Genomic DNA, 18,080 nt, shown 5'->3' with positions numbered 1-18,080 from the left:
GCTACCGGGACGGGGCGGCCACGCTGTCGCGCTCCACCAGGGTCGGCGTGATCGTCCGGCGGGTGGAGGCGGCGGGCTCCCCGGACATGCAGGACAGCAGCACGTCCAGCGTCTCGGTGGCCACCGTCGCGAAGTCGGGGCGCACGGTCGTCAGGGGCGGGATGAAGTAGGCGGCCTCGGGGACGTCGTCGAAACCGACGACGCTCACGTCCCCGGGGACGGCGCGGCCGCGCTCCGACATCGCCCGCAGGATGCCCAGGGCCAGGTGGTCGTTGGCGGCGAACACCGCCGTGACCTCGGGCATGCGGGCGAGGATCAGCCCGGCCCGGTAACCCGAGGCGGCGCTCCAGTCCGCGGGGCTCACCGGCGGCACCTCGGCCCCCGCCTCCTCCAGGGTCCGCCGCCAGCCCCGCTCCCGGTCGGCGGCGTCGAACCACTCGGAGGGGCCGGACACGTGCCAGACGGTCCGGTGCCCGGCGTCCAGGAGGTGGCGGGTGGCCAGCCGCGCGCCGGCCCGCTGGTCCACGGTCACCAGGGTGTCGCCGCGCGCGGGGTCGCCGTCCACCGCGACCAGCGGGATGTCGGGCGGCACCGCGGCCAGGGCCTCGTCGGCGGCGGCGGTGGGCGCTATCACCACGATCCCGGCGGCGCGCTGCTCCAGGTGGTGGTCGACGGCCTCCGCGATGGAGCCCCGGTCCAGCACCCGGACCCGGCGGACGCTGACGACGAAGCCCCTGGCCGCGGCGGCGAGCTCGAAGGCGGCCAGCAGCGAGGAGGGGCCGAACAGGGTCGAGTTCTGGGCCACGACGCCGATGAGCTGCGACCGGCCGGTCGCCAGCGCGCGGGCGGCCCGGTTGGGCCGGTAGCCGAGCTGCTCGATGGCCGCGCGCACCCGCAGCCGGGTCTGCTCGCGGACGTTGGGGTGGCCGTTGAGGACACGGGAGACCGTCTGGTGGGACACCCCGGCCAGGCGGGCGACGTCGGTCATCGCGGGCTCCCGGGCCGCGCCGGGGGTCGATGGGGTCTGGGCCACCCGCAGCTCCTTCGGTACCATCGCGTGCTCAGCGAACGCCCACCGGCCAGTGGGCGCTAACATACCTTATCCCGTCTGCACCCGGACATCCCTGATAACAGCGAGAAATGCTCCCCCATCCCTTTTGTTAGCGCTCTCAACTAACCACTCCCGCTACCCGATCTCAAACCCCGACCCGCATGCGCGGGGAGCACGTGGCGCCAGGTCCGGCACATACGGCGGGCGCGGAACCATCCCCGCGCGCGGGGGGCTCACTACTGCTCGGGATGGTGTCCCACCGAGTGGTGTGACTTTTCCGGCCCTGTTCCCGCGGATACGCGTCAGCGGTACCGGGCGGATCGGTGCACCGCCGCCTTCGGCGGCTTCTTCATCCCGGCCGGCGGGCCCCCGGTACGCGATGGCCTGCCCGGCTTCGGCCGACCATCGCGATGACCCGCAAGGACGCACCCACGCGAAAATCACACCACTCCCGGGGACGTGACCCTGCTCGGCCCCGGCGCCCAACGGCTTCCATGGTCCATCCCCGCGCGCACGGGGAGCACTCGACGGTGGTGGCGGACCGGTCGCCGTGGTTGGGACCATCCCCGCGCGCGGGGAGCACTGGGGAGATTCCATTGGAAACCAGGCGATTTTCAAACTTGTGGAGATTCGGACACCGACCTCGAAGGGTCACTTCATACGTGCGGTGAGCGCAGGGGGCGGGAATCCGGGGAAAGCAAAACCCCAGGGGTGCGAACACCCCCGGGGCCTGTCGGTGCGTGAAAGTTCCAGGAAGGGAACACCGACAGGAATCATTGTGCACCACGTGGAGACTCTGCGTACACGAACGGTTGCGCTCCCCGCTCTTTCCGGTCGACCCGGGGACGGTGGTACAGCCGGGGGTGAGCGGAATGTCCGCACTTGGGACCGGGTTTTCCACGGGATCGGAAACAAAAACGTGACCATAGGCGCCGCCTACAACCCGTGACTAACAGGACTCGTAGAGGTGGCCCCCGTCGCCCTCGGGCACCAGGTCGAGGTCGCGCAGGATGGTGCGGGGCGGGGTGTCCGGATCGGCGCACACCTCGGCGAAGGTCACCCCCCGCTCTTCGAGCGTGTCCGGGTACTCGATGTCGAGCACCCCCTCGGCTCCGTAGGCGGCGGTGTAGACACCGCATTCGTCCCAGGCCCCGCAGGACTCGGTGACGGCGAGGTCGAACCCCGCGGCGAGACCCCGTTCGGTCTCCTCCGCGGTGTTCTTCTGGGCGGCGAGCATCCCGTGGTCGTGGACGACCGCCACGAGCGCCTCGGCCAGGGCGAAGTTGTCCTCGGCGGTGAGCGCCCCGTCCGAACGTGTGAAGGAGTCCAGGTTGTCGAACTCCACGGCGTCGAAACCCGTGTCCGCGCAGCCCGCGACGGTCTCGGTGAGCAGTTCCGCGATCCGTTCCCGCCGGGCCGCGTCGGAGGTGTCCAGCAGGAACTCGTCCGGCCAGCCCGGATCCGGCACCGGCTCGCCCGCGTCGTCGAGGAGCACCAGCCCCTCGTCGAGCCACTCCCCCTCCTCGCCCGGCTGGGTCTGGAACCCGTTGACGTAGCAGACGGAGTAGGCGCCCTCGGCGGGTTCGTCGGTGGAGTCCCGCACGACGATCTCCACGCCGTCGGGCGGCCCGTACCCGCCGCCGAGCTGGTAGTCGAACCCGCCCGGCGGCAGGCCGTCCGGTCCCGCGTGGGCGGACAGGTCCGCCGCCGGCGCGCACGCGGTCGCGAGGAGGGCCGCCGTGACGGCGGCGGGGCGCAGGAGGGAGGTCATGGCGGCAGCCTAGCGGCGGGCCCGGGGCGCTCCGGGCCCGCCCGGGGTCACGGCGCCAGTGCCGCGAACCAGCGGTCGGCGATCTTGCGGTCACCGCTCGCCGACGGGTGGACCCCGTCGTAGGTGTCCTCGTCGGTGTCGAACCCGGTCCACTGGTCGACGACGGTGACCGGCGAGTCGGCGGTCGTGTTGGCCGCGGCCCAGGCCGGAATGGCCGCGTTGAGGTCCTGCACGCGCTGTCCGCAGGTCGCGCAGCTGCGTTCGGAGTCCATCGGGATGATCTGGGCGACCAGCACCCGCATCCGCGGGTCGTGCGCCCGCATCTGCGCCAGCAGCGTGTCGTAGGCCGCCAGGATGTCGGCCGTGGGGATCTGGTTCCAGACGTCGTTGGTGCCGAAGTGCACGAGCACCGTGTCCGGGTCGCTCTGCGCCAGCCAGCCGGTGAGCAGCCCCTGCGCTGCCACCTCGGTGACCAGGTATCCCCCGTGCCCCTCGTGCTCGCCGTCGTAGGCGAACCCGCAGCCGTCGCCCGGCAGGGTGCCGACGAAGTCCACCTCGCGCCCCGCGTCCACGAGGTCCTTCCACAGCAGCGCGCGCCAGCACCCCGGCGAGCCCGTGATGGAGTCCCCCAGCGGCATGATCCGCACCGCGTCCTCCTCTTCTCCGTTGCCGTCGTCTCCGAACGAGCAGGTCAGCCCGGTGAAATCGATCTCACCGCCGGCGGTGGTCCCCTGCACCCCGAACTCGGCGGAGGCGCCCGGGGCGAGGTCGGCGTTCCACGCGACGTTGCGGGCGGTGACCGCGCCCCCGTCGTGCTCGAAATCCGCGTTCCACCCGGCGGTGGTCGCCTGCCCCGCCGGGTGCGTCCAGGTGGCGGACCAGCCCGAGACCGGGTCGTCCCCGGTGTTGGTCACCGTGATCGAGGCGGTGAAGCCGCTCCCCCACGAGGAGGTGACGGCCGCCTGGGCCGCGCAGGTCGGGGCGGCCGCCGCCGGAACCGGGGCGAGGGCGGCCGCGGCGAGCACGGCCGCGAGGGCCGTGTTCAGGAGGGTGCGTAACACGGTCACATCCTTTCGGTCGGGCCTGGGAGCGCTCCCAGACGTCCGAACGCTATCCCGCCGCCACCCCCGGGGGAACCCCCCTTTCCCTTGGCCTCGACCCCGGTCGAGCCTCCTGGCGCGCGCCTGGGGACGAGCCGCCGTGAACGCCGTCCGGGCCCACCTGTACCCGCGCAGCGCCGACGCGCCCGGAGTCGCCCGGAGCCGGCCGGGGAGGGCGTCGAGCCGATCGAACCGTGCGGCGGTTCCACCGTGGAGGCCGCCGACGCGGTGTCCCGCGCCGTGGACGGCCGGGTCCCCGTCGGGCACGTCACCTTCTCCCTGGACTCGGTCCGCCCCGCCACGGAGTACGCCGCGGGGTTCGACCGGTGCGTGTCGGCCGGACGGCCGACGGGGTCCGGTCGTCCCGGGGCGGGCGCGGGCTCAGAGGCGGTCGGGCAGCCCGAAGCGCGGGAACAGCGAGGTGTCGAAGAACATCGCTGTGTGCCGCACGCCCTCCGGTGCCAGGTCCAGGACCTGGAGCCCGAACGCCCGGTGCACGCCCTGCCCGTCGCGCATGTACAGCCCGAACCCGTGCTGGCCGTTGGCCTCGACCGGCAGCAGCACCATGTCGCCCGCGGCCGTGGCCGGGCAGTGCACGGAGATCAGCTCCGCGATGTGCGCGGCCCCCTGGACCCAGGTGCGGAACGGCGGCATCTCGAACACCGCGTCCTCGGTGAACACCGCCGTGATCGCCGAGACGTCGTAGGTCTCGAACGCCGCCACGTAGCGGGCCAGGATCGCCTTGGCGTCGGCCGGCTCGACGATCTCCTCCTCCACCGGGGCGTTGCGGGCCAGCTGCGCCCGGGCCCGCTGGAGCAGGCTGTTGACCGCCGGGACGGAGGTCTCCAGGATGTCGGCGACCTCGGCGGCGGACAGCCGCAGCACGTCGCGCAGGACCAGCACGGCGCGCTGGCGCGGCTGGAGGTACTGGAGCGCGGCCACCAGGGCCAGGCGCACCCCGGTGCGGGTGTCGACCACGCTGCCCGGGTCGTCGGCCCCGACCAGGGAGTCGGGCACCGGTTCCAGCCAGGGCACCTCGGACCCGTCGGCCAGTTCGGCCGACGGGTCGGCGGCGGGCCCGCCCAGTCCGGTGGGCAGGGGCCGCCGCCGGCGGCGCTCCAGCGCGGTGAGGCAGGCCGTGGTGGCGATGCGGTGCAGCCAGGTGCGCAGACTGGACCGGCCCTCGAACCCGTCGTAGGCCTTCCACGCGCGCAGGTACGTCTCCTGCACCAGGTCCTCGGCGTCGTGCACCGAGCCGAGCATCCGGTAGCAGTGGGCGTACAGCTCGCGCCGGTAGGGGTCGGCGAGCCGGGCGAAGTCCTGGTCGGTCGTCTGTTCCACCACGACCGACACGTTACGCCTCCTGTATGACAGAAACGACGTTCCCGGCGGGGTCGGTGAACCACGCGACCGACGGGGTGCCGTGCGCGATGCCCTTCTCGTCCTGGTCGAACCCCTCGTAGCGCAGGGTCCGCACGCCGCGCCGGGCCAGTTCGTCCACCGCGGCCCCGATGTCGTCCACGACCAGGTTGAGGACGGTGTAGGTGGCGGGCACGTGGTCGGGCTTGGGGTACACGAGGATCGTGTGGTCGTCGGCCAGGCCGATCCGGATCAGCCCCTCCTCCTCCATGCCCGCGACCGGTCGCACGTCGAGTCCCAGGGTCCCCCCGTAGAACTCGCGCGCCTTGACGGTGTCCGGTACCGCGAAGGACCCGAAGGCCCGGCTTCCGTCGAACATGTCCCCTCCTAGGAGTCGATCTCGGACGCGGCCATGGCCGCGCGGTCGGCTTCGCTGAGCTGGATGATCTGCACGTAGTTGCCGTCGGGGTCGGCGGCGGTGGCGAACAGGCTGCCGCCGCGGTCCTCCAGCGGGGCGATCCACGAGGTGCCCAGCGCGTCCATGCGCGCGGCGACGGCGCGGGCGTCGTCCACGTCGAAGTTGATGATCATGCGGGCGGCGTCGGCGGCCTTGGGGCCGACGTCGTCGCGGCGGTCGATGAGCAGGTGGAAGTGGCCGAACCGCAGCACCCGGTAGGCGTCGACGTCGTCGTCGGAGTGGGGCTCCAGTGCGGTGGCGTACCAGTCGTGCAGGCGGTCGGGGTCGGCGCTGGCCAGCAGCATGCTGTCGAGGGCGGCCATGTCTCTCCTTGAAGGCGTGTCCGGGGTTCTATCCGTTCACCCGTACCGACCCGCCCGGTGCCGGGGACTCATCGGGTGCGGCGGATTTTTCCGGGGTGCGCAGCAGGACCAGGGCGGCCGCGCCGAAGACGGCCATGGCGACGGCGCCGATGCCCCCGGCCAGGTTGAGTCCGGCGGTGAACGCCTCACGGGCCGGGCCGAGCAGGGCCGCGGCGAGGTCGTCGGGCAGGGTGCGGGCGATGTCGGCGGCCTGGGCCAGGCTGCTCGCGGCCGCGTCGGGGACCCCCTCGGGCAGGGTGATCCCGGCGCGGTAGACGGCGGCGGAGAGGCTGCCGATGAGCGCGATGCCCAGGGCGATGCCGAGTTCGCCGCTGGTCTCGGACAGGGAGGCGGCGGCCCCGGCGCGTTCGGCGGGGGCCGAGCCGATGACGATGTCGGCGACCAGGGCGGCGCCGGGGCCCAGTCCCACCGAGGCGAGCAGCAGCCCGGCCATGACGGGGAGCGCCCCGTCCTGGGCGGGTACCAGGGCCAGCACGGCGAACCCGGCGGCGGTGACGAACATGCCGCCGCCGATCACGGTGGCGCGGCCGATCCGGGCGGCCAGGGGCGGGGCCGCCAGGGTGGCGGCGATCATCGCCAGTGACGGGGGCACCAGCCACAGGCCGGCGGTGAGCGGCGGGTACCCGGCGACGAGCTGGAAGTACTGGCTGATGAGCAGGAAGGTGCCGCCCATGGCCAGGGCCCCGGCCGCCATCACGGCCAGGGCGGCGCCGAAGGCGGGTGCGCGGAACAGGCGCAGGTCCAGCAGCGGGTCGGTCAGGCGGAGCTGGCGGCGGACGAACAGCGCCCCGGCGGCCAGTCCGGCCGCGACGGTGAGCAGGGGGACGGCCGGGGCGTGGCCGTCGGCGAGCGTCTTGAGGCCGTGGACGACGGGCAGCACGGCGGCCAGGGACAGGGCGACGCTGGTGAGGTCGAGGCGGCCGGGGTGGTCGGCGCGCTGTTCGGGCAGCAGCAGCGGACCGCACACCAGGAGCAGCACCATGACGGGCACCCCGAGCAGGAACACCGAGCCCCACCAGAACCAGTGCAGGAGCACCCCGCCGACCATGGGGCCGATGGCGGTGCCGCCCATGAAGCAGGCGCTCCAGACGGCGATGGCGGTGGCCCGGTGGCGCGGGTCGGGGAACATGCCGCCGATGAGGCCGAGGGTGGAGGGCATGAGGGTGGCCCCGGCGACGCCCATGAGGGCGCGGGTGGCGATGAGGACCTCGATGGTGGGCGCGAACGCGGCGACGGCGGAGGCCGCCCCGAAGGCGGCGGCGCCGATGAGCAGGAGCCGGCGGCGGCCGATGCGGTCTCCCAGGGTGCCCATGGTGACGAGGAACCCGGCGACCATGAAGCCGTAGGCGTCCACCGCCCACAGCAGCTGCGGTCCGGTGGGGGCCAGGTCGGCGGCCAGGTGGGGCAGCGCCAGGTACAGGACGCTCATGTCGATCGAGAGCAGCAGGGTGGGCAGGGCCAGCACGGCCAGGCCGAGCAGGGCCCGCCGGTGGGGGCGGGCCGCGGGGGCGGCGGGTTCGGTCATGGGGTCCTCCGGTCCGGACGGGATCGTTCACACGTACGGACTCCGGGGGGCCGCGGGACTCATCGCGCCGCGCCGGAGGATTTCCGCCGGGCCCGCGCCCGTGGGGGCCGGGGCCGGTCAGGCGGGGCGGTCCGCCCGGGCCCGGGCCTGGTGGCGGGCGGCCTTGGCGCGGTTGCCGCAGCCCGCCATGGAGCACCAGCGGCGGGTGCCGTTCTTGGAGGTGTCGAAGAAGTACAGGACGCAGTCGGGGTGGTCGCAGCGGCGGATGCGGTCGGGGGCCCGGAGCAGGTCGAGGTAGTCGGCGGCGGCGGCCCAGGCGGGACCCCAGGAGGGGTCGTCGAGGTGGACGGCGGTGTCGGGGCCCTGTGCGCCCAGGAGGCGGCGCACGCTGCCGCGGGCCAGGGCCTCGTTGAGTTCGGCGGTCGCCGCGGGGGCTCCGGGTTCGGCCACGAGGTCGGCGAGGGCGGCCCGGACGCGCAGGAGCGGGGGCAGTGCGGCCGCGTCGGCGGGGAAGCGGTCGGTGAGTCCGTTGTCGGCGAGCCACCGTTCCAGGCCGCCGGGTGCCCGCAGGAGGTCGTGGCGGACCCCGCCCGCGATCCACCGGGTGTTGAGCAGGTCCATGGCGAGCGGTTCGCCCAGGAGCGGTCGGTCGAGCACCGGTCCCGCACCCCCTTCCTCCGTCTGCGGCCCCTTGGCGAGAGCCCGCGGTGGCCGGATGCTACCAGCCACCTGCGATAACCATCTAAATGGATTTTACAGGTTGACGCCCTCGATCTCTAACCTCTAAAGTCACTTTCACCGGTTACACCAACGAACCAAGGAGCGCCGCCATGGCACCGTCCACCCTCGCCACCGGACACGTGGGCCTGAACGTCACCGACCTCGGCCGCTCGCGCGACTTCTACGTGCGGGTCTTCGGCTTCGAGATCCTGGGAGAAGGCACGGAGGAAGGGCGCGAATTCGCCTTCCTGGGCCGGGAGGGGAAGCTGCTCCTCACCCTGTGGCGGCAGGCGGAGCAGCCCTTCGACCGGACCGCCTCCGGCCTGCACCACCTGTCCTTCCAGGTGGAGGACATCGAGGAGGTCCGGGCCGCCGAGGGCGTGCTGCTGGACCTGGCCGTGGAGTTCGCCTACGACGGCGTGGTCCCCCACGGCGAGGGCGCCGCCTCCGGCGGGATCTTCTTCCACGACCCGGACGGGATCCGCCTGGAGATCTACGCCCCCACCGGCGCCGAGTCCGTCCCGGCGCCCGCAGGCGCCGCCCCCACCTGCGGTTTCTTCTAGGGCGTGCTCGGCGGACGCCTTCGTGCGGCTCGGCGCCCGCACCGGGTGCGGGGAGCGGTCGCGACCCGGAATTGATCCGCCGAACACGTCCGAGCCCGCCCCCGGCGGGCGCCCCCGGGCGCCCGCCGGCCCGCACCCCGGCCCCACGACCCAGAGGAGAGACCATGGGCACCCGCTACCACCCCGGCGAACGCGCCGTCCAGGAACGGGCGGAGCTGGCCGACCAGGCCGCCTTCTCCGACGGAGCGATCCGCGCGGAGATCCCCGACGTCGCCGTCGCCTTCCTCGCCGAGCGGACCTCGCTGGCCGCCGGCGCGGTCGACGGCGACGGGGACCCGTGGTGCACGCTGCTCGGCGGCCCGCCCGGGTTCCTGCGCGTCACCGGCCCCCGCACCCTGGAGGTGGACGCCCTGCCCGGTGCGGGCGACCCCCTGGACGGGACGCTGGGGCGCGCCCCCGCCCGCATCGGGCTCCTGGCCATCGACCCCGCGACCCGGCGGCGGATGCGGATCAACGGGGTCGCCCACCCCCGTCCGGGAGGACTGCGCGTCACGACCGACCAGGTCTACTCCAACTGCCCCAAGTACATCCAAAAGCGCGTCCCGCACCCGGTGCCGGCCGACCGCCGGAGCGCACCGGCCACCGGGGCGCGCCTGACCCCGGAGCAGCGGGACCTGGTGGGTTCCGCGGACACCTTCTTCATCGCCACCGCCGCCCCCGGCGGCGACGCCGACGCCAGCCACCGCGGCGGCGCACCGGGGTTCGTGCGGGTCCACTCCCCCACCCGGCTCTCCTGGCCCGACTACGTCGGCAACGCCATGTTCAACACCCTGGGCAACCTGTGGGAGCGGCCGCGGGCGGGCCTGCTGTTCCCGGACTGGGAGACGGGGTCGGTCCTCCAGCTCACCGGCGCCGCCCGCATCCGCTGGGACGGTACCGACCGCACGGTCGAGTTCGAGGTCGAGCGCACCGTGTCCACTCCCGGAGCGGGCCTGCTGTCCCCCGGTACACCCCTGTACTCCAAGTTCAACCCACCGGTGACCCCCGCATCCCCGAACGGAGCACTCCGATGAGGATCCACGTCGACCGCGCCGTCTGCGACAACAACGGCCGCTGTGTCTTCGCCGCCCCCGACGTCTTCTCCTTCGACGACGACGAGGAGCTCGTGTACGACCCCGCCCCGCCCCGGGAGGCGGCCGGGGCCGTCACCAGGGCGGCCGCGGACTGCCCGCTGCGGGCCATCACGGTCGAGGGGGCCCGGGAGTGAGCGGCACCCTCGGCCCGGTCGTCATCGTCGGGGCGGGCCTGGCCGGGCTGCGGGCCGCGACCGCCCTGCGCGGCCTCGGGTACACGGGGAGCCTGACCATCGTCGGCGACGAGCCCGACCCGCCCTACGACCGCCCGCCGCTGTCCAAGGAGGTGCTGACCGGGCGGCTGCCGGCGGCCGCCACCGACCTGCCGCTCCCCGCCGGACTGGACGCGCGCCTGGTCCTGGGACGCGCCGCCGTCCGGCTGGACCGGGCCGCCCGCACCGTCCTGTTGGACGACGGGACCCCGTTGCGCTACGGAGGGCTGGTGGTCGCCACCGGCGCCTCGGCCGCCCCGTGGCCCGGCCCGGGCGCGCCCCCGGAACGGGGCGTCCACCTGCTGCGCGGGCGCCGCGACGCGGTCGCGCTGCGCGAGGCCCTGCTCGGAGGAGGGCCGGTGCTGGTGGCCGGTGGGGGTTTCCTGGGCTGCGAGGTCGCCTCGGCGGCCCGGTCGATGGGGCTCCCGGTCACCCTGGTGGACCCGGCCGGATCCCCTCTGGAGGCGGCGGTCGGCCCGGCGGCCGGGTCCTTCATGGCCGCCGTGCAGACCGACGCGGGGGTCGACCTGCGCATGGGCGCCACCGTGGCGGAACTCCCGGACCGCCGGGGGTCCGCCCTGCTGTCGGACGGGACCCGGGTGGCGGCCCGCACCGTCGTGCTCGCCCTGGGCGCCCGCCCCAACACGGCGTGGCTGCGGGGCTCCGGGCTCGGCCTGGACCCGGGCACCGGCGCGCTGCTGTGCGACGACCGCGGGAGGGCGCTGGACCACCGCGGCTCACCCGTGCCGGGCATCGTGGCCCTGGGCGACGCGGCCGCGCCGCCGCACCCCTTCCCCGGCCCGGGGGCGCCCGCGCACCTCGCGCTCGGGCACTGGAGCGAGGCGGTCGACCACGCCGCCGCGGCGGCCGCCGCCCTGCTGGGCGGGGCCCCGCCGCCGGAGCCCGCGGTCCCCTCCTTCTGGTCGGACCAGTTCGGGCTGCGCATCCGGTCGGTGGGAGTGCCCCGGGCGGCGGACCTGGCCGAGGTCCTCGAACACGACCTCACGAACCGGCGGCTGGAGGTCGTCTACCGCCGGGGAGGCCGGACGGTCGGCGCGCTGACCGTCGGCCGGACCTCCCGGCTGGCCGCCCACCGGCAGCGGATCGTCCGGGAACGCGCGGGTCAAGAAGTGCGGACCGATTCCGGAATCACCGTTGGCCGAATGCCCTGACCTGTATTGATAGCGTCGAGCGGTCGACCGGGCGCCCAGCGTGACGCCGGTGCGCCCGGTGCCGCCGAACCGTCGACAGGCAGGAGAGCACCCGATGCGAGCCGTGGTCTTCGAGAACTACGAGCAGTTCCCGTCGCTGGCCGACGTCCCGAAGCCGAAACCCGGGCCGGGCGAGGTGCTGCTGCGGGTGGCGGGTGCGGGCGCCTGCCACTCCGACGTGAGCGTCTACCGCCACTTCAAGGAGGGCTCGCCCGGCGCCCAGAAGCCGCCGTTCGTGCTGGGCCACGAGAACTCCGGCTGGGTCGAGGAACTCGGCGAGGGCGTGAGCGACCGCGTCGAGGTGGGCGCCGCCTACCTGGTGTACGGGCCGATCGGCTGCGGCCACTGCCGCAAGTGCGCGCGCGGCCAGGACACCTACTGCGAGAACGCGGCGACGATGCCCTACCTGGCGACGGGTCTGGGCCGCGACGGCGGCATGGCGGAGTTCATGACGGTGCCCGCCCACCACCTGGTGCCGCTGGGCGACGCCGACCCGGTGGACGCCGCTCCGCTGTCGGACGCCGGGCTCACCCCCTACCACGCGATCAAGCAGGCGCTGCCGCACCTGGCGGGCGGCGGCCGGCACGCCCTGGTGATCGGGCTGGGCGGGCTGGGGCAGATCGGCGTGCAGATCCTCAGGGCGCTGACGGGGGCGACGGTGATCGCCACCGACGTCAAGCCGCAGGCCCTGGCCGCGGCGGAGAAGAACGGCGCGGTGACCGTCGCGGCCGACGACCGGCAGGTGGAGGAGATCCGCGAGATCACCGGGGGCCGGGGCGTGGACGCGGCGTTCGACTTCGTCGGCATCACCCCGACGATCGCGACGGCTGCGGCGTCCGTCGCCCAGGGCGGCCGGGTGACGGTGGTCGGCATCGCGGGCGGCACCCACGAGTTCTCGTTCTTCACCAACCCCTACGAGTCCTACGTCACCAACACCTACTGGGGGACGGTGGAGGACCTGTGGGAGGTCGTGGACATGTACCGGGCCGGGCAGATCCGCCCGGAGGTGGAGCGGTTCGGCATGGAGGACGCCCTGGAGGCGTACCGGCGGCTGGAGGCCGGGGATGTCTCCGGCCGCGCCGTGGTGGTGCCCCGCGAGGGGTGACGCCCGCCGTGGACGCCCGGATCCGCGGGGGTCCGGGCGTTCACGTGCGCGGACCGGCCTCGGTAGAGTGCGCCCGACCGGTACCGGGCTCGGGAGGGCGGAACAGGTGGAGTTGGGAATCGCGGGGAGGACCGCGCTGGTGACGGCGGCGAGTTCGGGGCTGGGGCGGGCGATCGCCGTCGCCCTGGCCGCAGAGGGCGTGAACGTGGCGGTCACCGGGCGCGACAGGGAGCGCCTGGCCGGGACCGTGGAGGACTGCGACGCCCACGGGACGTCGGCCCTGTCGGTGGAGTGGGACCTGGCCGACCACGGCCGCGCCGAGGAGGTGGCCGCGTACGTCCGGGACCGGCTGGGGCCGGTGGACATCCTGGTCAACAACACCGGCGGGCCGCCGCCCACCCCCGCGCTGGGGCAGGAGCCCGGCCTGTGGGAGGACATGTACGGGGCGATGGTGCTGCCGGTGATCCGGCTGACGGACGCCGTGATCGGCGGGATGCGCGAACGCGGCTGGGGCCGGGTCATCACGAGCACCTCGGCGGGGCCGATCGCGCCCATCCCGAACCTGGGGGTGTCCAACACGCTGCGGGCGTCGCTGCACTCCTGGTCCAAGACGGTGTCGAACGAGGTGGCGGCGGACGGGGTGACGGTGAACGTCATCGTCCCGGGCCGGATCGCCACCGCCCGGACGGCCTCCCTGGACCGGGCGCGCGCCGAGCGTGAGGGGCGCACGGTGGCGGAGGTCGAGCGCGCGGCCGCGGCGGCGATCCCGGTGGGCCGGTACGGCCGGGCCGAGGAGTACGGGGCGGTGGCGGCGTTCCTGGCGAGCGAGCAGGCGGCCTACGTGACCGGGTCGGTCATCCGGGTGGACGGCGGGGCGATCCCCACCTCCTCATGAAGTCGTCGAGCCGCGAAAGCGACCGGAGGTGAAGGCTGATGGCACCGTCCGTCACGGATCAGTGCCCACGACACGTCGGCCCGGCGGCGTGCCGGCGCGGCCACGGTCCGGACGTGCCGCCCGCCCTCGGCCCGCTCGGCCCACCGACGGCATAGGACCGTCCGACCGGTGCGGCCGCGCCCCGGCTCCCGGGAGCCGGGGCGCGGCCGCACGGCTCACTCCGGGAACTCCACCTCCAGCACCCCGAACAGCCCGGCGTCCAGCAGGAGTGCGTCGGGCTCCCCCTCCGGTGCGGCGAAGGCCAGATCGCCCCAGGTCCGGTCCTCCAGGTCCGCCAGCCGGGGCCGGGCGAACGACCACAGCGGCTCGGAGGCGCCGTCGGGGTCGCCCACCCGCAGTTCGGGCAGGACGGCGCCGGTGTCCGGGTCGAAGAGCGTGAGGCCGTCGGGGAAGAAGTCGGGGTGCTCCCCCGCCGGCGCGGCATCGTCCCCGCCCTTCTGCACGTCGTAGTCGAGGACGAGGACGTCCCCGTCCCCCTCCAGAGGGCCAAAGCGCACGGACATGCGCCACTCGTCGCCGGTGTGCTCCTCGGTGGAGCGGGTGCCGCCCCATTCGTCGTAGGTGGCGTCCGCGGTCACCGGCAGGTCGACCGGATCGGGGGCGGGGGGCACGAACACCTCCGTGTACCCGGGCGTCCCGGTCCCCGGCTCGGGGGCGGTGAAGGGGGGTACGGCCGTCTCCGGCTCCCGCTCGGCCTCCGGGGGCTCCTGCGCCTCCTCCGGGGTCCACAGCGGACCGGCGTCCCCGGAGGCGTCCCGGACCTCGATGTCCTTGATCCGGAACTCCCCGTGGGGGCCGCGCAGCTCGACCTCCTCGGTGCCGGGTTCCAGCGGCGCGGAGAACAGGACGATGTGGTAGCGGGTGCGCGGTTCCCACACCTGCTGCCGCCCGCCGGTCGTGCCCGCGTCGGACAGGTTCTCGTACAGGCGCCCGCTCGCGGGGTCCCAGATGCGGAACCCGTCCCCGGGTTCCGCTCCCCCGGTGAAGTACGCCGGGTCGAACTCCCCGGCGGTGTCGCCGTACCTGCCGAACTCCAGGACGGTGCGCGTGTACCCGTCCACGGCGGCCACCTCGACGACCTCCAGCCGGGAGTCCGCGACGGCGCCCTCCGGTCCCAGCATCCCGTAGTCGACGTCGAGCCGGGCGTCGGGGTTCTCCGCGCACCCGCACGCCGCGCTCCGGTCCAGCAGCACGACCGCTGTGGCCCCGCCCACGACCAGGACCGCGGCCGCGGCACCCGCCGCCCACATCCACCCGCGCCGCCTGCGCGCCCCTCGGGCCGTCTCCGTCACCGTGCACTCCTTCTTCCGTCCACCGTCTCCGGGTCCGACGCACCAGGAGGACCGAAGGTTCGGATCTCACGGCCGCCGGGGCGGCCGGGGAAGGAAAGCGCTGGTGCGGGCCTCGTACCCGGCCCAGCCGGGACGGCCGCGCATGTGCTCGTCGAGCAGCCGCTGCCCCGAGCCGCGGGTGAGCAGGTAGGTCATCACCAGAGGTGCGGGCAGGGTGAGCAGGGTCCAGGGGCTGCCGGAGACGGCGACGAGGAACAGCCCCCACCAGACGCAGGCGTCACCGAAGTAGTTGGGGTGGCGGGTCCACGCCCACAGTCCCCGGTCCATGATCCGACCGCGGTTGGCCGGGTCGCGGCGGAAGGCGGCCAACTGGGCGTCGCCCACCGACTCGAAGGCGAACCCGAGCACCCACAGGGCGACGCCCGCCGCCGCCCACCCGCCGAGCGGGCCGGGGGCGTGCGCGGCGACCTGGAGGGGCAGTGAGACCAGCCACACCAGCGCCCCCTGGAGCAGGTACACGACGCGCAGCGCGTACAGGTGCCGGTCCCCGGGGGCGCGGGAGAGCAGGCGGTCGTAGCGGGGGTCCTCCCCCTTCCCCCGCGAGCGCAGGCCGATGTGGACGGCCAGGCGCACGCCCCACACCGCCGTCAGGGCGAGCAGCAGAGCGGGGCGCAGCGGGTCTCCGGTGGCGGTGGCCAGGCAGACCAACGCCACCAGCACGAACCCCGGTCCCCAGGAGACGTCGACGACGCTGTGCCTGCCCAGCCGCCGCCCCACGGCGAAGGTCGCGAGCATGAGCAGGAGCACCGCCCCCGCGGACACGGCGGAGGTGAGGGCCAGAGCAGCGGTGTTCACGGCGTCTCCTTCCCCAGGTCGAACCGGCGCGCGGAGATCTGGTGGACGCCCATCCGCCCCTCCTCGAACGCCAGCGCGCCGCCCGCCAGGTACAGCCGCCAGATCCGCGCGGTCTCCTCCCCGGCCAGCGCCACCAGGTCGGCGTAGCGCCGCTCCAGTTCGGCCGACCACGCGCGGGCGGTGCGCACGTAGTGCTCGCGCATCGAGCGCACCCCGGTCACCTCCAGACCGGCACCCTCCAAGAGGCCCACCGTCTCGCCCAGGGGGCGCATGTGCATGTCGGGAGCGATGTAGCGCTCGATGAACGGGCCGCCGCCGGGGTGGTCGCCGCCCCGGGACATCTGCTGGACCAGCAGTCGGCCCCCCGGGCGCAGCAAGGACCGCAGCCGCCGGGCGAACGGCGCGTACTCGTCCCGGCCCACGTGCTCGCCCATCTCGATGGCCGCCACGGCGTCGAACCCGCCGCGGTCGATGTCGCGGTAATGGCACAGCTCCACCTCGACCCGCCCCTGGAGGCCCTCGTCGCGGACCCGCGCGGCGACGTGGTCGCGCTGGGCCGCCGACAGGGTCACCGCGGTCACGTCAGCGCCGAAGTGGCGGGCGGCGTGCAGGGTGAGCGAGCCCCACCCGCAGCCGACGTCGAGCAGGCGCGCGCCCTCCCGCAGCTCCAGCTCCCGGCAGACCAGGTCGAGTTTGGCGCGCTGGGCGTCGGCGAGGGTGGCGTGGGGGTCGTCGTCGGGCCAGTAGGCACAGGAGTAGGCCATGGTCTCGTCCAGCAGCAGGGCGTAGATGGCGTTGCCCGCGTCGTAGTGGTGCGAGATGGCGGCGGCGTCGCGCTCACGGGAGTGCGTGCGGCCCCGGAGCCGGGCCTCGCCGCGCGGGGGCGGCGGCGGTGCGCCGACGGCGCCCACGGCCAGCAGGGCGCGGGCCGCCCCGGCCCATTCGCCGGGGCCGGGCGGGGAGGCGCTGTGGCGGCGGACCGCGGCGCCGACCCGGCGCAGCGCGTCGGTGAGGTCGCCCTCCACGTCCAGGGATCCGCTGACGTAGGCGCGGGCCAGGCCGAGTTCGCCGGGGCGGGACAGCACGTACCGCAGGGCGTCGCGGTCGTGCAGGACGGCGACGGGCGCGTCGACCGGACCGGCCTCGCTGCCGTCCCAGGCGCGCAGGCGCACCGGGGCGTGGCCGTCGAAGAACGCGGCGAGCACCGGGGCGAGGAAGTGCGCGACGCCGCGCGGCCGGCCGGGGCGGACGGTGGGGGCGGCGGTCGTCATCGGGAGCGCTCCATCACGATCTGTTCGACGTCGATGATCCCGGACCGGAACCCGGCCTCGCAGTAGGCGAGGTAGAAGTCCCACATGCGCCGGAAGACGGGGTCGAAGCCGAGCTCGGCCACCCGGTCGGCGGCCGCACCGAAGGAGTGCCGCCACACCATGAGGGTGTCGGCGTAGTCGGCACCGAACGCGAGCCGGTCGACGATCCTCATGGAGGTCCGCTCGCGCACCTGCTGCTCGATGGCGGTCACCGAGGGGATGAGGCCGCCGGGGAAGATGTACTTGTGCATCCAGGTGTAGGAGCCGCGGGAGGCCCGCATGAGCCCGTGCTCCATGGTGATGGACTGGAGTCCGGCCCGGCCCCCGGGGCGCACCAGCCGGTCGAGTGCGGAGAAGTAGGCCGGCCAGTAGTGCTCGCCGACGGCCTCGATCATCTCCACGCTGACCACGGCGTCGTACTCGCCGTCCGCGTCGCGGTAGTCGAGCAGGCGGACGTCGACGGCGTCCGCCGCCCCGGCCTCGGCCAGCCGGCGCACGGCCAGGTCGCGCTGCTCGGCGGACAGGGTGATGGTGGTGACGCGGGCACCGCGCCGGGCCGCCCGCAGCGCCAGTCCGCCCCAGCCGGTGCCGATCTCCAGCAGGGTGGTGCCGGGGCCGGCGCCGACGGCGTCCAGGAGGCGGTCGGTCTTGCGCTCCTGGGCGGCCGCCAGGGTGTCGGGGTCGCGTGGACCGGGCCCGTCGAACAACGCCGACGAGTAGGTCATGGTGCGGTCCAGGAACAGTGCGAAGAGGTCGTTGGACAGGTCGTAGTGATGGCCGGTGTTGCGGCGGGCCGCCGCCCGGGTGTTGCGGTCGTCCCGGCCCCGGCGCGGCAGCGTGACGTGGCGCAGCGGTTGCAGGGGGCGGGGTACGAGGTCGGTGTAGTGCTCGGCCAGCCGGGTGAGCAGGGCGACGGGGTCCGGGGAGTCCCATTCGCCCGCCATGTAGGACTCGCCCAGGCCGATGAGCCCGCCCGCGCCCAGTCTGCGGTGGAACGCCCCGGGATCGTGCAGGCACAGGACGGGGGTGCCGTCGGCGGCGTTCCCCGGGGCGGCGGGTCCGGTGGTGATCCGCACCC

18 protein-coding genes and 1 pseudogene are annotated in these 18,080 nt (G+C 74.5%); 7 read left to right on the top strand and 12 right to left on the bottom strand.

The window, feature by feature from the left end; all coding sequences use genetic code 11:
• Nucleotide 1: 1 nt before the first annotated feature.
• The 3 genes from QJS33_RS24555 to QJS33_RS24545 form a co-directional block, all read right to left on the bottom strand.
• Nucleotides 2–988, bottom strand: coding sequence for a LacI family DNA-binding transcriptional regulator (locus tag QJS33_RS24555; RefSeq protein WP_306370444.1), 987 nt, complete (start codon nucleotides 986–988; stop codon nucleotides 2–4).
• Between the two features lie 1,012 nt (nucleotides 989–2,000).
• Nucleotides 2,001–2,822, bottom strand: a complete 822-nt coding sequence (locus QJS33_RS24550; RefSeq protein ID WP_306370434.1) for an endo alpha-1,4 polygalactosaminidase — start codon at nucleotides 2,820–2,822, stop codon at nucleotides 2,001–2,003.
• Nucleotides 2,823–2,869: 47 nt separating this feature from the next.
• Entirely contained in the window at nucleotides 2,870–3,883 is a 1,014-nt protein-coding gene (locus QJS33_RS24545) for a cellulose binding domain-containing protein (RefSeq protein WP_306370433.1), read from the bottom strand.
• A gap of 87 nt (nucleotides 3,884–3,970) precedes the next feature.
• On the opposite strand from QJS33_RS24545, the pseudogene QJS33_RS24540 reads away from it, so the two are divergent.
• A pseudogene (locus tag QJS33_RS24540) lies at nucleotides 3,971–4,207 on the top strand (DUF6506 family protein); the annotation flags it as partial.
• Between the two features lie 96 nt (nucleotides 4,208–4,303).
• Here QJS33_RS24540 and QJS33_RS24535 read toward each other — a convergent pair.
• The 5 genes from QJS33_RS24535 to QJS33_RS24515 form a co-directional block, all read right to left on the bottom strand.
• Nucleotides 4,304–5,275, bottom strand: coding sequence for a sigma-70 family RNA polymerase sigma factor (locus QJS33_RS24535; protein WP_306370432.1), 972 nt, complete (start codon nucleotides 5,273–5,275; stop codon nucleotides 4,304–4,306).
• Between the two features lies 1 nt (nucleotide 5,276).
• A complete protein-coding gene (locus tag QJS33_RS24530) occupies nucleotides 5,277–5,660 on the bottom strand; it encodes a VOC family protein (RefSeq protein ID WP_306370431.1) in 384 nt (127 codons plus the stop codon).
• 8 nt (nucleotides 5,661–5,668) lie between these two features.
• Nucleotides 5,669–6,061 carry a VOC family protein gene (locus tag QJS33_RS24525; RefSeq protein ID WP_306370430.1) on the bottom strand — a complete coding sequence of 131 codons (393 nt, stop codon included), beginning with the start codon at nucleotides 6,059–6,061 and terminating at the stop codon, nucleotides 5,669–5,671.
• A gap of 28 nt (nucleotides 6,062–6,089) precedes the next feature.
• The gene (locus QJS33_RS24520) at nucleotides 6,090–7,646 is read right to left on the bottom strand and encodes an MFS transporter (protein WP_306370429.1); all 1,557 of its coding nucleotides are present in this window, start codon (nucleotides 7,644–7,646) and stop codon (nucleotides 6,090–6,092) included.
• Between the two features lie 117 nt (nucleotides 7,647–7,763).
• On the bottom strand, nucleotides 7,764–8,303 hold the full coding sequence (locus tag QJS33_RS24515) for a CGNR zinc finger domain-containing protein (RefSeq protein WP_306370428.1): 540 nt from the start codon (nucleotides 8,301–8,303) through the stop codon (nucleotides 7,764–7,766).
• 173 nt (nucleotides 8,304–8,476) lie between these two features.
• On the opposite strand from QJS33_RS24515, the gene QJS33_RS24510 reads away from it, so the two are divergent.
• The 6 genes from QJS33_RS24510 to QJS33_RS24485 all read left to right on the top strand — a co-directional run bounded on the left by QJS33_RS24510 (nucleotide 8,477) and on the right by QJS33_RS24485 (nucleotide 13,485).
• Nucleotides 8,477–8,929 (top strand): VOC family protein, encoded by a 453-nt coding sequence (locus tag QJS33_RS24510; RefSeq protein WP_306370427.1) that lies wholly within the window; start codon nucleotides 8,477–8,479, stop codon nucleotides 8,927–8,929.
• A 164-nt stretch (nucleotides 8,930–9,093) separates the two neighbouring features.
• Nucleotides 9,094–10,002: a pyridoxamine 5'-phosphate oxidase family protein gene (locus tag QJS33_RS24505; RefSeq protein WP_306370426.1), complete on the top strand. Its 909-nt coding sequence runs from the start codon at nucleotides 9,094–9,096 to the stop codon at nucleotides 10,000–10,002.
• On the top strand, nucleotides 9,999–10,196 hold the full coding sequence (locus QJS33_RS24500; RefSeq protein WP_306370425.1) for a ferredoxin: 198 nt from the start codon (nucleotides 9,999–10,001) through the stop codon (nucleotides 10,194–10,196). The genes QJS33_RS24505 and QJS33_RS24500 overlap by 4 nt, the downstream gene beginning before the upstream one ends.
• Nucleotides 10,193–11,446, top strand: coding sequence for an NAD(P)/FAD-dependent oxidoreductase (locus tag QJS33_RS24495; RefSeq protein WP_306370424.1), 1,254 nt, complete (start codon nucleotides 10,193–10,195; stop codon nucleotides 11,444–11,446). Before QJS33_RS24500 ends, QJS33_RS24495 begins: the two co-directional genes overlap by 4 nt.
• A 94-nt stretch (nucleotides 11,447–11,540) precedes the next feature.
• On the top strand, nucleotides 11,541–12,590 hold the full coding sequence (locus QJS33_RS24490; RefSeq protein ID WP_306370423.1) for an NAD(P)-dependent alcohol dehydrogenase: 1,050 nt from the start codon (nucleotides 11,541–11,543) through the stop codon (nucleotides 12,588–12,590).
• A gap of 106 nt (nucleotides 12,591–12,696) precedes the next feature.
• Nucleotides 12,697–13,485 carry an SDR family oxidoreductase gene (locus QJS33_RS24485; RefSeq protein WP_306370422.1) on the top strand — a complete coding sequence of 263 codons (789 nt, stop codon included), beginning with the start codon at nucleotides 12,697–12,699 and terminating at the stop codon, nucleotides 13,483–13,485.
• Nucleotides 13,486–13,700: 215 nt separating this feature from the next.
• Here the strand turns inward: QJS33_RS24485 and QJS33_RS24480 are convergent, their stop codons facing one another.
• The 4 genes from QJS33_RS24480 to QJS33_RS24465 all read right to left on the bottom strand — a co-directional run.
• Nucleotides 13,701–14,837, bottom strand: coding sequence for a hypothetical protein (locus tag QJS33_RS24480; protein WP_306370421.1), 1,137 nt, complete (start codon nucleotides 14,835–14,837; stop codon nucleotides 13,701–13,703).
• Nucleotides 14,838–14,903: 66 nt separating this feature from the next.
• Nucleotides 14,904–15,632 (bottom strand): DUF1295 domain-containing protein, encoded by a 729-nt coding sequence (locus tag QJS33_RS24475; RefSeq protein ID WP_372339711.1) that lies wholly within the window; start codon nucleotides 15,630–15,632, stop codon nucleotides 14,904–14,906.
• A 56-nt stretch (nucleotides 15,633–15,688) separates the two neighbouring features.
• The gene (locus QJS33_RS24470; RefSeq protein ID WP_306370419.1) at nucleotides 15,689–16,963 is read right to left on the bottom strand and encodes a cyclopropane-fatty-acyl-phospholipid synthase family protein; all 1,275 of its coding nucleotides are present in this window, start codon (nucleotides 16,961–16,963) and stop codon (nucleotides 15,689–15,691) included.
• Nucleotides 16,960–18,080 (bottom strand): class I SAM-dependent methyltransferase (locus QJS33_RS24465; RefSeq protein ID WP_306370418.1); only part of this gene is annotated, 1,121 nt, incomplete at its 5' end. The genes QJS33_RS24470 and QJS33_RS24465, both read right to left, overlap by 4 nt.

This window comes from Nocardiopsis sp. CC223A (genome assembly GCF_030766825.1).
Taxonomy (GTDB): Bacteria; Actinomycetota; Actinomycetes; order Streptosporangiales; family Streptosporangiaceae; genus Nocardiopsis.
This window is presented reverse-complemented; position numbering and strand designations above follow the sequence as displayed.

Excerpts from the sequence above, each read along its gene's own strand:
- QJS33_RS24500 (WP_306370425.1), top strand. The coding sequence starts at position 9,999 with ATGAGGATCCACGTCGACCGCGCCGTCTGCGACAACAACGGCCGCTGT.
- QJS33_RS24525 (WP_306370430.1), bottom strand. The coding sequence starts at position 6,061 with ATGGCCGCCCTCGACAGCATGCTGCTGGCCAGCGCCGACCCCGACCGC.
- QJS33_RS24475 (WP_372339711.1), bottom strand. The coding sequence starts at position 15,632 with ATGCTCGCGACCTTCGCCGTGGGGCGGCGGCTGGGCAGGCACAGCGTC.
- QJS33_RS24530 (WP_306370431.1), bottom strand. The coding sequence starts at position 5,660 with ATGTTCGACGGAAGCCGGGCCTTCGGGTCCTTCGCGGTACCGGACACC.
- QJS33_RS24555 (WP_306370444.1), bottom strand. The coding sequence starts at position 988 with ATGACCGACGTCGCCCGCCTGGCCGGGGTGTCCCACCAGACGGTCTCC.
- QJS33_RS24505 (WP_306370426.1), top strand. The coding sequence starts at position 9,094 with ATGGGCACCCGCTACCACCCCGGCGAACGCGCCGTCCAGGAACGGGCG.
- QJS33_RS24520 (WP_306370429.1), bottom strand. The coding sequence starts at position 7,646 with ATGACCGAACCCGCCGCCCCCGCGGCCCGCCCCCACCGGCGGGCCCTG.
- QJS33_RS24550 (WP_306370434.1), bottom strand. The coding sequence starts at position 2,822 with ATGACCTCCCTCCTGCGCCCCGCCGCCGTCACGGCGGCCCTCCTCGCG.
- QJS33_RS24510 (WP_306370427.1), top strand. The coding sequence starts at position 8,477 with ATGGCACCGTCCACCCTCGCCACCGGACACGTGGGCCTGAACGTCACC.
- QJS33_RS24470 (WP_306370419.1), bottom strand. The coding sequence starts at position 16,963 with ATGACGACCGCCGCCCCCACCGTCCGCCCCGGCCGGCCGCGCGGCGTC.
- QJS33_RS24490 (WP_306370423.1), top strand. The coding sequence starts at position 11,541 with ATGCGAGCCGTGGTCTTCGAGAACTACGAGCAGTTCCCGTCGCTGGCC.